Annotated in this window: 11 protein-coding genes; 2 read left to right on the top strand and 9 right to left on the bottom strand. The window is 64.3% G+C overall.

What is annotated here, in order from left to right; translation table 11 throughout:
* Nucleotides 1–92: 92 nt before the first annotated feature.
* On the bottom strand, nt 93–1,031 hold the full coding sequence (locus IB261_RS24835; protein ID WP_081516333.1) for a LysR substrate-binding domain-containing protein: 939 nt from the start codon (nt 1,029–1,031) through the stop codon (nt 93–95).
* Nucleotides 1,032–1,083: 52 nt separating this feature from the next.
* A complete protein-coding gene (locus IB261_RS24840) occupies nt 1,084–2,235 on the bottom strand; it encodes a putative porin (protein ID WP_225594712.1) in 1,152 nt (383 codons plus the stop codon).
* Nucleotides 2,236–2,471: 236 nt separating this feature from the next.
* Here IB261_RS24840 and IB261_RS24845 point away from each other — a divergent pair, with 236 nt between their 5' ends.
* Together IB261_RS24845 and IB261_RS24850 are read left to right on the top strand one after the other, a co-directional pair.
* The gene (locus IB261_RS24845) at nt 2,472–3,347 is read left to right on the top strand and encodes a LysR substrate-binding domain-containing protein (protein WP_192209873.1); all 876 of its coding nucleotides are present in this window, start codon (nt 2,472–2,474) and stop codon (nt 3,345–3,347) included.
* 297 nt (nt 3,348–3,644) lie between these two features.
* Complete coding sequence (locus IB261_RS24850) at nt 3,645–4,100, top strand: hypothetical protein (protein WP_151188276.1); 456 nt, start codon at nt 3,645–3,647, stop codon at nt 4,098–4,100.
* A gap of 47 nt (nt 4,101–4,147) precedes the next feature.
* Here the strand turns inward: IB261_RS24850 and IB261_RS24855 are convergent, their stop codons facing one another.
* The 7 genes from IB261_RS24855 to IB261_RS24885 form a co-directional block, all read right to left on the bottom strand.
* A complete protein-coding gene (locus tag IB261_RS24855) occupies nt 4,148–4,396 on the bottom strand; it encodes a hypothetical protein (RefSeq protein ID WP_192380946.1) in 249 nt (82 codons plus the stop codon).
* A 4-nt stretch (nt 4,397–4,400) separates the two neighbouring features.
* Entirely contained in the window at nt 4,401–5,831 is a 1,431-nt protein-coding gene (locus IB261_RS24860) for an efflux transporter outer membrane subunit (RefSeq protein WP_192380945.1), read from the bottom strand.
* The gene (locus IB261_RS24865) at nt 5,831–8,998 is read right to left on the bottom strand and encodes an efflux RND transporter permease subunit (protein ID WP_192380944.1); all 3,168 of its coding nucleotides are present in this window, start codon (nt 8,996–8,998) and stop codon (nt 5,831–5,833) included. Before IB261_RS24865 ends, IB261_RS24860 begins: the two co-directional genes overlap by 1 nt.
* A 10-nt stretch (nt 8,999–9,008) precedes the next feature.
* The gene (locus IB261_RS24870; protein ID WP_192223887.1) at nt 9,009–10,052 is read right to left on the bottom strand and encodes an efflux RND transporter periplasmic adaptor subunit; all 1,044 of its coding nucleotides are present in this window, start codon (nt 10,050–10,052) and stop codon (nt 9,009–9,011) included.
* A gap of 198 nt (nt 10,053–10,250) precedes the next feature.
* Nucleotides 10,251–10,862: a hypothetical protein gene (locus IB261_RS24875; protein WP_139791478.1), complete on the bottom strand. Its 612-nt coding sequence runs from the start codon at nt 10,860–10,862 to the stop codon at nt 10,251–10,253.
* 59 nt (nt 10,863–10,921) lie between these two features.
* Nucleotides 10,922–11,278: a hypothetical protein gene (locus IB261_RS24880; RefSeq protein ID WP_192380943.1), complete on the bottom strand. Its 357-nt coding sequence runs from the start codon at nt 11,276–11,278 to the stop codon at nt 10,922–10,924.
* Between the two features lie 282 nt (nt 11,279–11,560).
* Complete coding sequence (locus IB261_RS24885) at nt 11,561–12,922, bottom strand: MFS transporter (protein ID WP_192380942.1); 1,362 nt, start codon at nt 12,920–12,922, stop codon at nt 11,561–11,563.
* Nucleotides 12,923–13,008: the final 86 nt, after the last annotated feature.

Here is a 13,008-nt window from a genome sequence, read left to right on the forward strand (position 1 = left end):
AGCGATTAATAAACCGCCATAACATGCAAAAAACGCAGGTTAGTGCGCGCAGGAAAGTCGCCACTTCCTACAGGAAATGACGACGGATTCTTTCAGGAAAGACTGATGACGGAGCCCGATCCCGCCAGGTTGCGCTCGGTCATCCAAACCTCCTGCTGCAACCACTCATGGAAACGCTGGACGTGGGACGGCAACTCCTGCTCCGGCCGGCTCACCCACCAGTAGGACTGGTGCCCCTGCACCTCGACGTCGAGCATCTGCACCAACTGCCCCGCCGCCAGCTCACGGGCGACCATCTGCCGGTCGGCGATGGTGATGCCCAGCCCGTCGATGGCCGCGCGGATGGCCATGTCCAACAGGTCGAATTCGTAGCCACCCTGCAGGTCGACGCCCTGGATCTTCGCCGCGTCCAGCCAGTGTCGCCAGGTCAGGAAGCGCTGGTCGTCGCGGGCCAGCACATGCAGCAAAGTCATGCTGCGCAGATCGATGTCCTGCTCCTCGCGCTGCGCCAGCAGGCTGGGCGCGCACACTGCGATGTGCCGTTCGTGCATCAGCAGCGAGCTATCCAGGCCGTCCCATTCGCCATTGCCGAAGCGAATCGCGCAATCCAGCGTGCTGCTCTGCGCAAGGCTGTCCTGCAGGTTGGTGGTCAGGCTCACTTCCAGGTCAGGGTGCGCTTCGCGCAGGCGCGACAGGCGCGGCAACAGCCAGCGCAGGGCGAAGGTGGGCGGCGCGTTGACCCGCAGACGATTGAGGTGGTGGCGCTGCTGGATACCGCGCACTGTCAGCTCGATGCGGTCGAACGAGAGTTGCAGCGCACGCAGCAGTACACGCCCGGCCTCGGTCAGCTCCAGGTGATGATGCCGGCGCACCAGCAGGCTCTCGCCCAGCTGTTCCTCCAGTTGACGCACCTGGCGGCTGACCGCGCTCTGGGTCACGTTGAGCAGCTCGGCCGCACGGGTAAAGCTCCCCGTGCTGCCGGCCACTTCGAAGGCTTTCAGCGCATTGAGCGCCGGAATCTTGCGTTTCACCCACCCTTCCCTGCCCCGCGGCCTCTGCCGCGCGGGCCTTGTCAGCGCAATATCAGAAGTAATAGCCGACATTCGCGTACAGCTGGTTCTCCCAGTGGCTGGTGCCACCTTCGGCCAGGCTCTGGGTGTAGTTGCTGCCGCCGATGTACGGATCGTTGCGACCGTTGAGCCACTCCACGGCGATGTACACCGCCTTCACCGAGAAGGAGGTGCCGAGGATGAAGCGCTGCGAAGTCTTGAAGTCGTCAGCGGACTTGTCGAAGGCGCTGTAGTTGCCATAGACCTTCACGCCGCTGACCCAACCATCGAGGAAACTTCCCGGAATGCTGTAGCTCAGGTCTCCGACATACAGGTTACCGCGACTGGCGACGTTGAACGTACCGTCGTACCCACCGAATGTGACTACTTCGTCGCTCCCCGGATTGCGCGGCGACATCTGCTGGCGCGCTGCCTGCAGTTGCACGCCCCAGGGGCCATTCTGCCCGGCATAGTGAATGGCGTAGGCGTTGCGCCGGCCGTTGTCGTCGGTGTCCTGGTTCTCCAGGCGCGAGGTCAGCGCCGAGAAGCCCACTTCGGATTTCCAATCGCCCAGTTGCAGCGAGCGCGCCAGGCGGCCGACCAGGATCTGCCGCTCCTTGTTGCGCGAACCATCGCCGACATAGCCATCCGCCGAAGTCACCACGGTGGAATAGGTGGTGCCGTTGCTGGTGCCGTTGCCCTCCCAGGCGGGGCGGCTATACGCGCCGACCTGCAGGTTCCAGTCGCCCTGCTGCTGGATGTACTTCACGCCCACGTCGTTGACGTCTTCCAGGCCGATGACGTTGCCGAGGGTCTCGTAGAAGGTGCTGCCGAAGAAGGGTTGCAGACCGAAGGGGATCTGGTTGAGGCCGACCTGGATCTGCCGATCCGGATCGAACTTGTAACCGATCCAGGCGTACTCGGCGAAGTTCACGTCACCGAAGTGCTGGGTGTACTGGTAGGGATAGTCCTTGCCGTACCAGCGGTAGCGCGCGGCGCCGATCCAGGTGTCGGAGGTGTAGGTGACGCGCAGCATCGCGGTGTCGATGCCGAACTTCTCGATATCGCGGTCCGGGTCATGATCCCAGCGCGCGCGCACGGCGCCGCCGATGTCCAGGTTGTCGGTCACCGGCGCGGCGATGGCAGTGGAGCTCAGGGCGAAGAGTGCAGGAAGCAGGAACGGCAGGTGGAGTCTGGCCACGTTGAAGGTGCCTCGGCTGGTTTCTTGTCGTTATTGGAATCGCCCGCGCCCGGTGCTCCCCGGTGCGTGAGCGCGGCCGAAACTAGCCCTTGGCCGAACCGCCACACAAACGACTAAATCGCAGTCCAAACCCGAGAAAAACGCATATTCCGAAGGCATCGCCACCGTTAGAATCGGCGAAAAAAGCCCGCGCCCTGAGCGTACTTTCGGATGGCCCAGCCATGCGCAACCTGCCGCCCCTGACCATGCTCCGCGTTTTCGAAGAAGTGGCCCGCCACCGCAGTTTCAATCGGGCGGCCGATGCACTGAACGTCACCCAGGGAGCCGTCAGCCGGCAGATCAAGCAACTGGAGGAATACCTCGGAATCAGCCTTTTCCTACGCACGCCACGCGGCCTGACCCTGACCGAAGCCGGCAGCGCCCTCGCCCCGCACCTGGGTGAAGCCTTCGACCAGATGGAGCGCGCCCTGCAGGCCGTACGCGTGCCCAACCTGCGCCAGCGCCTGCGCATCCTCGCGCCACCGACCTGGGGGACACGCTGGCTGTCGCCGCGCCTGCGCAGCTTTCTCAAGCGCTATCCGGACATCAGCCTGAGCATCACCAACCAGCAGGGCGACGACAGTGCTGGCGAACTGGATTGCCGCATCCGCTTCGGCCTGGAGCAGGCCCCCCACTGCCACAGCGAGTTGCTGGTGATGGAGCGCCACATAGCCGTGGCAAGCCCGGAGCTGTTCGACGGCGAACAACCGCCGGAACTGCACGACCACCCGCTGCTGCACATCCTGCACGAAGGCAAGCGTCTGCGGGTCTGGGAAAACTGGCTGGAAGCGGTCGGCCGCAGCGACGTCGATGCCGCCAGCGGCATCGAATTCAGCACCCTGGACCAGGTCATCCACACGGCCCTCGCCGGGGGTGGGCTGGCGGTGATCGACCGGCAGATGATCGAAAGGGAGCTGGCCAGCGGCAGCCTGTTGCCGATCACCCCGGTCGAGGTGATCGGCCCCTACGGCTATTGGCTGGATATCGCCAGCGACAAGCTGGGCCTGTCGAAAGTGGAGCGCTTCCAGCATTGGCTGAATGTGGAGCGGAATCCGTGAAGCGGCCTTCGCGAGCGTAAAAAAAGCCAGGCCCTGACTCACGAAACACCAGGACCTGGCCCAAGACAGAGACGGGAGTAACGGAGCCCCTCGTGAAGCCTCTGCCGCATGCCTCGACCGGCGTGCACGCCCATTCTTGACACTGCGCCCGTCTCAGTTCTGCCGGAAGCATCCTAGAGTCTGCCGCGACATTTCCTGTACTCACCTACCCCCGCAGCATCGCCGGAAGCATCCCCTTAACCTCAGGAAACAGGCATGCCAATGAGGGCGCGCCTGCAATTCTCGAGGTACAGAGACATGAAACCAGCAACATCCTGGCTCGTCAGCGCCCTGCTCGCCCTTTCCCTCAGCGCTTGCGCAACGGTCGACGCCGGAAACGGCGGACCGGGCGAGATAGCAATCCGCAGCGGGCGCATCGAGCAGATCACCTTGACGCAAATGCAGAGCAACCAGGACAGCGGCGTCGGTGCCGTGCTTGGAGGCATCGGTGGTGCAGTACTGGGCGGCCTGATTGGCGGCGGAACGGGCAGTGACGTAGCCATGGTGGCTGGCGCAATGGGCGGAGCGCTGGGTGGCGACTACGAGGAAAAGAAACTTTACGACCAACCCAAGGAAGCCCAGCAGGTCATCGTGCGCATGCGCAGCGGCGTGCTGGTCTCGGTGACCCAGCCGGTGAACCCCAACCTCGGCCAAGGCATGGCGGTGTACATCGAGGGGAGTGGCAACGGGGCGCGTGTCGTTCCCCAAAGCTGATTACCGTAGGCGCCTCTCGCCCGAGAGGCGCCTACGCAGGTGGATTGTCAGATGCGGGGGAGTTTCGACTTGCCGATCGACTCGTCGCGCAACACCTCGATGGAGCGGGGAGCACGAATAGAAAGACGCACCATCACGCCTTTCATCGGCGGCCGAGACAGCGACGTGCAAACGCCATCGCCGCGCACCGCCAATTCCTCGCCCCGTAGCGCCGCGAGGATTTCTGCATCGCCTGCATCATCGCCACGGAAGATGCGGATTTTCTCCCCGCGGCGGCGGGAAGCTGCCAGTGCCATCGAACTAGCCCCCCTTCAGCGCGACAGGCTTGAACAGCAGCGCGGCATCCGCGCCCACCTCGCCGCCCACGGAGAGATACAGCGTGTTGAACGCATTCAGCGAAGCCAGGCGGCTGCTTACCTCCTGCAACTGCCCGTCGAAGAGTTTTTCTTCCGCCGTGGTGACATCCAGGTACGTCGAATATCCCCCCTCGTACAGGCGACGCGCCTGCAGCGAGTAGGTCTGCAATGCGCCGACCTGCTGCTCGACCGCAGTCAGCTGCGCCGCCGTCTCCCGCGTGCTCACCAGCGCATCATTCACATCGGCCAACGACGATTGCACCGCCTGCTTGTAGGCGAGTACCGACTGTTGGTACTCGGATTTCGCCTGGAGCACCTGTCCGGAGATTGCCCCGGCATCGAACACGGTCTGGTTGAGCCCCAGGGCCAGGTTCCAGACCCTGGATGCACTCTCGAACAACTGCCCGCTCTCGCCCCGGCTGAAGCCGATCATCCCCGACAGGTTCAGGTCCGGCAGGTATAGCGCCTGCGCCGCACCGACCATCGCGTTGCTGGCGACCACAGCCTGCTCGGCCTGCAGCAGGTCAGGGCGTCGCGACAGCAAGGTGGCTGGCAGGACGTCAGGCACCTTCGGCGCGCGCAGGGAAGACAGGCGTTCATTGCGCACGATAGGGCCGGGGTTTCGACCGAGCAGCACCGACAGCGAGTTCTCAGCTGCGCTGATCTTCGCTCTCAGGGGAGGAATCGCCGCCTGGGTCGCCCAGTAGTCGTTCTGTGCCTGGCTGAGTTCGATCTGGCGGATCACGCCTCGGTCATAGCGTTTCTGGAAGATGTCCAGGGCGTCCTTGCGCGCCTGCGCGGTCTGCTCGGCGATGACGAGCTGCTCGTCCAGTGCCAGCAGGTTGAGGTAGCCCTCGCTGATCGAACTGGCCAGGCTCAGCGCCACGCCGCGCTGGGCGTATTGCGCACCGAGCAATTGCGCGCTTGCCGCTTCGCTCTGGCGACGCAGCTTGCCCCAGAGGTCGATCTCCCAGCTGGCATCGAGGCCCGCCTGGTACTGGTTGCCCACTCCATCGAACCCAGCCAGCGGCGTACCGACGAACTGATCAGTCCGTGCCCGCTTGGCCCCTGCGCCCACCCCCAACTGCGGGAACAGCCCCGCCCGTACCGTGCGCAATTGACCTCGGAACTGCTCGATGCGCGCGGTAGCGCGCTGCAGATCGAGGTTGTTCGCCAGCCCTTCCTTGACCAGCGACGACAGGGTGGGAGAGCCGAATTGGCCCCACCACGGGCCGTCGACCTGGGACGTGGTGGAGTTCAGGTGCGCCCTGTAGGCCGCCGGCATGGCGACCTCGGGGCGTTGATAGTCGGGGCCGACCACGCAGCCGGCCAGGGTCGAGACGGCCAGTCCCAACAAGAGTTTTCTGGCAGTCATCAGTGTGCCTCCTGGGTAGTGTCGCCACTGGGCGTCGCTGCCGTGGTCACGGAAGCTTTGGACTTTTCCCGCCGCTCACTGAAGCGTTCGACGATGTAGGAGAACAGCGGCACGAATACCAGCGCCAGGCTGGTGGCCGCGATCATGCCGCCGATGATGCCGGTGCCGATGGAGTGGCGGGAGTTGGCCCCGGCTCCGCTGGCGATGGCCAGCGGCACGGCGCCGAAGATGAAGGCCAGGGACGTCATGATGATCGGCCGCAGGCGCAGCTCGACCGCCTTGAGCACCGCATCCAGCGGCGACAACCCGGCCTGTCGCTGCAGGATGACGAACTCGACGATCAGGATCGCGTTCTTCGCCGCCAGCCCCACCAACGTGACCAGACCGATCTGGAAGTACACGTCGTTGGAGATACCGCGCAGCCAGATCGACACCAGGGCGCCGAAGATGCCGAAGGGCACCGCGCTGAGCACGGTCAACGGCAGCGACCAGGACTCGTATTGGGCCGCCAGGATCAGGAAGACCATGATGATGCCGAAGACGAACACCAGCACCGTGGTATTGCCCGCCTTGTTCTCCTCGAAAGCCTCGCCGCTCCAGGCAAAGCTGTAACCCGGCGGCAACTCCTGCATGGCCAGTTCCTGCATGGCCTTGATGGCATCGCCGGAGCTGTAGCCTGGGCCTGCGTTGCCGGTGATCTTGGCCGCGGGGAAGTTGTTGAAACGTGTCACCAGGCTCGGCCCGGAGGTGAACTCGGTCTTCACCAGGGCCGACAGCGGGATCATCTTGCCGTCCTTCTGCCGCACGTAGAGGTAGCCCAGGTCGGTCGGTGAACTGCGGTATTGCGCATCGCCCTGCACGATCACCTGCCATACCCGACTGCCCAGCACGTACTGGCTGATATAGACCGAACCGAACTGGGTCTGCAGCGCGCCATACACGTCGGCCATCGGCACGCCTAGGGTCTCTGCCTTGGCGTTGTCCACCGAGACGCGCATCTGCCGGGTCGAGGCCTGGAAGGTGCTGATCAGGCCGGACAGCTCCGGGCGCTTCGCGGCGGCGCCGATGAGTTTCCAGGTGGCCGCCTGGAGTTCCTTCGCATCACCGTTGCCACGGTTCTCCACCCAGAATTCGAAGCCACCCTGGGTGCCCAGGCCGGGAATCGACGGCGGGTTGATGGGGATGATGCGGGCCTGGGGAATGGTCGCCAGCTTGGGGTAGAGGGCGCGGATGATGCCATTGGCCGACATCGCGTCCCCCTTGCGCTGCTCCGAAGGCTTCAGATTGAGGAATACCGTGCCCATGTTGGTCTGGTTCTGGCCATCGATGAAGCTGTAGCCGGAGATCGCCGAAGCGTCCTGCACGGCAGGATGCTCGCGGAACATCGCCGCGACCTGCTCGGTAGTCGCTTCGGTGCGATCCAGGCTGGCCGAGTCCGGCATCATCACCGCGACCAGCAAATAGCCCTGGTCTTCTTCAGGGACGAAGCTGGTGGGAATCTTCGAGAACAGTGTAGCGATGCCCAGCAGCATGGCCGCGAACAGCACCAGCGCCAGCACCATGCGCCGCACGACCAGGGCAACCAGACCGACGAAGCCATGGGTCATCCTGTCGAAAGCCCGGTTGAACCACTGGAAGCCCTTCCAGCGAGCATGCTGGCCCGGCTTGAGGATCAGCGAGGCGAGCGCCGGCGACAATGACAGGGCGACGAAGCCCGAGATGACCACCGAGCAGGCGATGGTCAAGGCGAACTGGCGATACAGCAGGCCGGTGGTGCCGCTGACGAAGGCCACGGGAATGAACACCGCGCAGAGCACCAGCACGATGGCGATCACCGGGCCGGTCACCTCCTCCATCGCCTTGACCGTGGCGTCGTGGGCGTTCAGGTGGAACGTCTCCATGTTCCGCTCGACGTTCTCCACCACCACGATGGCGTCGTCGACCACGATGCCGATGGCGAGCACCAGGGCAAAGAGGGTCAGCAGGTTGATCGAAAAGCCCAGCGCCAGCAGCGCGCCGAAGGTGCCGATCACCGCCACGACCACCGCGGCCACCGGAATCAGGGTGCTGCGCACGCTCTGCAGGAAGATGAACACCACCAGCACCACCAGGGCGATGGCGATCAGCAGCGTGACCACCACCTCGTGGATCGAGGAGCGCACGAACTCGGTGGTATCCAGGGAGACGGCATAGCCGATGCCCTGGGGGAAGGTGGTAGACATTTCCGCCAGCGCCGCGCGCACGTTCTTCGACACTTCCAGGGCATTGGAGCCAGCCTGCTGGTAGACCGCGATCATGGTCGCCGTCTTGCCGTTGAGCGCGGAGCGCATGCTGTACTGGTTGAGGCCGATCTCGGCACTGGCCACGTCGCCCAGGCGAACGATGGCGGTGCCATTGGCGTCGGCGCGCAGGATGATCTGCTCGAACTCCTTGGCAGTCTTCATGCGCCCTGGCGTAACCAGCGGATAGGTCAGTTCCATCATCCCCTGGGACGGCGCCTGGCCGATGTTGCCGGCGCCGAACTGCTGGTTCTGCTGGCTGACCGCGTTCTGCACGTCGGTCGCGGTGATGCCCAATTCAGCCATGCGGTCCGGCTTGAGCCAGATACGCAACGCGAGGTCGGCGTCGCCCATGATCTGCGCCTGGTTGGCGCCCTGGATGCGCTTGATCGCGTCCAGCACGTAGAGGTTGGCGTAGTTGCCCACGTACTGCTGGTCGAAGCTGCCGTCCGGCGAGTAGATCGCCAGCAGCATGAGGAAGCTGGATGAGCGCTTCTGCACGTTCACGCCATTCTGCTGAACGGACTGCGGAAGCTGCGCCAGCGCTTGACTGACGCGGTTCTGTACCTGGACCTGGGCGATGTCCGGGTCGGTGCCGATGTCGAAGTACACGTTCAGCGTCATCTGCCCGGTGGGCGAACTGACCGACTGCATGTACAGCATGTTGTCGACACCGTTGACCTGTGTCTCGATGGGCGCAGCCACGGTGGAAGCAATGGTCTGCGAGTCGGCGCCCGGATAGGTCGCCGTCACGGTGATCTGGATGGGCGTGATGTCCGGGTACTGCGCTACCGGCAGGGCGAAGATGGAAACGCCGCCGGCGATGATGATGATCAGCGACAACACCATCGCGAAGATGGGACGGTCAATACAGAAACGGGAAAGCATGACGGTCGCCTCACTCTGCCTTCGGGGACGCTGGGCCGAAACTTCCGGCCGGCGCGTCGCCGGTGATCTTCAGGGGGGCGCCGGGCATGAGTTTCCCGGCGCCGTCGACCACCACCTGTTCGTCGCCCTTGAGCCCCTTCTCGACCCGCCAGAACTCCCCGGATGGCTCGGCCATCTGCACGGGGCGCTCCTCGGCCTTGTCGCCGTTGACCACGTAGACAAAGTCGCCCTTGGGGCCGTGCATGACCGCACGCTGCGGCAGTTGGATGGCATTGGCATAGTTCGCGCCCTTCAGGGTGATACGCACGAACTGGCCGGGGCGCAGATTGCCCTTGGGATTGGCGAAGTCGGCACGGACCATGAAGGTGCCGGTCTGCTGGTTGAAGGTGGATGAGGCGAAGGTCACCACGCCGGTTGCCGGATAGCGCGAGCCGTCCGACATCTGCAGGTCAGCCTCGAGACGCCCGTCGGCCGGCAACACCAGGCGGCCGCTGTCGCGCAGATCGCGGATGGCGAGGAACTGCTCTTCGCTCACGCTCATCACCACGCGCATCGGGTCCAGCGTGGACACCGAGGTCAGCAGGCTGTTGCTGGCGTTGACGTAGGTCCCGTCGTTGACGTGGGCGTAGTCGCTGATGCCATCGACCGGGGAGCGCACGTAGGTGTAGGAGAGGTTCAGCTCCTGGGTCCTGACCTGGGCCAGCGCCGCCTCCATGGAGGCCTCGGCGGATTTGGCCGTGCCGATGGCATCGTCGCGGTCCTTCGGGCTCAGGGCCTTTTCCGCTGCCAGCGGCAGCACGCGGTCCAGGTTGGCCTTGGCGCGATCGTAGCTGGCCTTCTGCGCGGCGTACTGCGCCCTGGCCGAATCGAGCTGGGCCTGGAACGGTGCATGGTCAATCTCGAAAAGCAGGTCGCCGGCCTTCACTACACTGCCTTCGTTGTAGTTGCGCCTGAGCAGGAAACCATCGACCCGCGCATGGATGTCCACCGCCTGCGGACTCTGGGTCTGCCCGACGAAGGTCATGCTCGCCGGCAGGCTGGCCGGCTTCGCCACGACGGTCGTGACAGCGACTGGAGCGGCCCCGACGGGCCTTGTTTCCACCCGATCACAGGCGGTCAGGAATACGGTCGCGAGTAGCACTGCGCAGGGGCAGCCCAAAGGAGTCAGGCGCATAGTCAATCCACAGCGATTGCCCGAAGGCGTGGGAACGGGAAAGGGAGCTCCCGCCATGGCGGGAGCTCCGCGATGGCATCAGTTGGCGGACTTGGCCGACGCCGCCGGCTGGGCAACCGGGTGGGCGGTGACGATCTGCAGGGTGTCCTCGTAGGTCACTGTCAGAATCTGGCCCGTCTTCAGCTCGTTCATGCGACTGCGCAGCTTGGCGTCATCGACCTGCACCACCTTGGTTGCGCCGTTCGGTCCTTCGAAGGTCAGCTCATGTTTCCTGAGATTGATACCGACGATCTTCAACTGGACGCGGGCCATGCGGAACGCATCGCCACCGGGATGCGGATTGGTCGGAGTGGCCATGACCGCGCCATCGACCTCAAGGCCGCCGGGAGCCTGCGTCTGGACCTGGGTATCGAGGTCGAAGGCCGCGGAGTGAACGACCAGCGCGGCGATGTAGTCGCCCGCCTTGAGATGCCCCAGGTCCTGCGCGGCGTCGGTCAGTTGCACGGTCAGCGGCTTGCCGGCCTCGTCCTCGACAACGATGCGGCGATCCTTCGCATCGACGGAAACGACCTTGGTCACCACCTCATCGGACACGACCGCGGTACCCAGCGGAATATCGGCGGCCATCGCCGGGGCCGCGGCCGCCAGGGCCAGCGCAGCGATCAGGGGCATGGTCTTGAGTACTTGCATGGGGAACCCTCCTTGGGCTCGGCTTCTTGTGAGCGGAACAGGTACGCGAAGCGACTGCGTCACTGGGCGAGGCGTGCGGTATCGCTGACTGCAGTGCAGCTGTCGGGCGTCAGGCAGAAGGCGATGTACACCGCCTGCCGACCACAGCCGCGTGCGCCGATGGTGTATTCGGTGCGGTTGTTGGCGTAGGCGAACTGGGTGACCTTGCTCGACAGCACGGTGGCGGTGGCGCCAGGGCAATCGAGTTCGAACCGCGCGCGGGACAAGGCGGTGTTGATGGCTGCGCTCTGGTTCTGCGCAATGAACTGCTGGTCGGTCATGCAGCCGCTCAGGGAAGCGCAGGCCAGCAGGGCGACGGCGGGGAGCGACGACAGGCCATTCGGAAAGATGGCGGCAACGGCGGGACGCAGGTGCATGGCGACTCCTTGCGGAAGAGTGATCGCCTGGGACCTTTGCACCGTTGTACAAGCGTGCGAAGACGGCAGTCCGAGGCAGGAGTCGTTACCTTAATCGCCATCCGGAGCGCTGAATCGGGGTAGAAATAGATACGGATGGTCCCCCCGCCAGTTGCGCCAAATTCCTACAAGCGCAACACAAATATCCGAGGAACCGTCCCGCAAAACACCGAACTAGAGCCTACAGACAAAAGGGCGCACCGGTTTCCCGGTGCGCCCTTTTGTACAAGCCGAGGGGAGAAGTCAGACCAGTTGCGCGGTCTTTTCGGCTACATCATCCGGCACCGGCTCTGACTCGGCGCGACAGGCGTGGGTCAGGGTCAGGTCCTTGGTCTCCGGCGCCCAGGCGATGGAAATGATCGCTCCGAGCAACAGAATGCCTGCGAGGATCGCCATGGTCGGATTGAGCCCGATACCCGCCACGCTGACCGGCAGCAGGAAGGTACTCAGCGCCGAGCCCAGGCGGCTGGCCGCCGTGGCCAGGCCGATACCGCCGGCGCGCACTTCAGTGGGGAAGCTTTCCGCCGGGTAGACGCCGACCAGGTTGCTCACCGCCGACAGCACCAGGGTGAACAGACCGAAGCACGCCACCATCAGCCAGGCCATGCTGCCCGGCAGCAACACCAGCAGGAACAGCGAAGCGGCGAGGATCAGGAAGGAGTTGATGAGGAAGCCACGGCGGGTGAACCTGATGGTGCACCAGATACCCAGCAGCGCCCCGACCACCAGCAGCGCGTTGAGCATCATCTCGGTGCCGAAGCCTTCGGACAGCCCCATCTTCTGCAGGATTGAGGGCAGGAAGGTGTAGATGGCGAAGTACGGCATGACGATGCAGATGAAGAACAGGCAGTTGAACGCCGTGCGCTTGCGGTACTCGCGGCTGAACAACGCGCTGTAGCCGGCGTGCTTGCGGGTGATGACTTCTTCGTCGATCTCCACGTTGGCGCCCAGGTGCTTGTGCACGATGGCGCGGGCTTCCTCGACACGGCCCTTGTGGATCAGCCAGCGCGGCGATTCGGGTGTGCCGATGCGGGCGATCAGGATCATCGCCGCGGGGATCGCCGAGGACGCCAGCATCCAGCGCCACGCATCGTCGCCCAGCGCCAGCAGAGCGGTGCCGACGAAGGTGGCGGCGACATAACCGAAGGTCCAGATCACGCTGAACGAGCCCAGCAACACACCACGGTGCTTGCGGGGGGAAAACTCGGCGAGCATGGCGTGGCCGACGCTGAAGTCACCGCCCAGGCCGATGCCGATCAGCACGCGGCAGAGGAACAGCTGCATCGCGGTTTCGACGTAGAACTGCATCACCGAGGCGATGGTGATCAGCACAAAGCTGATGAGGAAGATTTTCTGGCGGCCGAGGTGGTCGGAAATCCAGCCGAAGAACAGGCTGCCGAAGAACAGCCCGAGCAGCGCGGAGCTGCCGATCAGCCCCTGCCAGAATGGCGTCAGCGCCATCTGCGGGTTGATCAGGGTGAAGGCGATGCCGATGAGGCCGAGGATGTAGCCGTCGGTGAAGTGGGCGCCGAAGGTGAGGCCGGCGATCTTGATGTGGAACCTGCCGATGGGCAGGTCATCGATTTTGACTGGTTGACCCGACATGATCGTCTCCGACTTTTTGTTATTGGAAACACAGCGAGGTTGAGCCGCCGAGCCACGGAGGGCGCGGCGGATGAGGCAGAACGCCT

The sequence above is a fragment of the Pseudomonas sp. PDM20 genome (assembly GCF_014852575.3).
Classification (GTDB): domain Bacteria; phylum Pseudomonadota; class Gammaproteobacteria; order Pseudomonadales; family Pseudomonadaceae; genus Pseudomonas.

Bases quoted from the DNA above. Each gene is read 5' to 3' on its own strand.
- IB261_RS24845 (WP_192209873.1), top strand. From the start codon at position 2,472: ATGCGCAACCTGCCGCCCCTGACCATGCTCCGCGTTTTCGAAGAAGTG.
- IB261_RS24850 (WP_151188276.1), top strand. From the start codon at position 3,645: ATGAAACCAGCAACATCCTGGCTCGTCAGCGCCCTGCTCGCCCTTTCC.
- IB261_RS24855 (WP_192380946.1), bottom strand. From the start codon at position 4,396: ATGGCACTGGCAGCTTCCCGCCGCCGCGGGGAGAAAATCCGCATCTTC.
- IB261_RS24860 (WP_192380945.1), bottom strand. From the start codon at position 5,831: ATGACTGCCAGAAAACTCTTGTTGGGACTGGCCGTCTCGACCCTGGCC.
- IB261_RS24865 (WP_192380944.1), bottom strand. From the start codon at position 8,998: ATGCTTTCCCGTTTCTGTATTGACCGTCCCATCTTCGCGATGGTGTTG.
- IB261_RS24875 (WP_139791478.1), bottom strand. From the start codon at position 10,862: ATGCAAGTACTCAAGACCATGCCCCTGATCGCTGCGCTGGCCCTGGCG.
- IB261_RS24880 (WP_192380943.1), bottom strand. From the start codon at position 11,278: ATGCACCTGCGTCCCGCCGTTGCCGCCATCTTTCCGAATGGCCTGTCG.
- IB261_RS24885 (WP_192380942.1), bottom strand. From the start codon at position 12,922: ATGTCGGGTCAACCAGTCAAAATCGATGACCTGCCCATCGGCAGGTTC.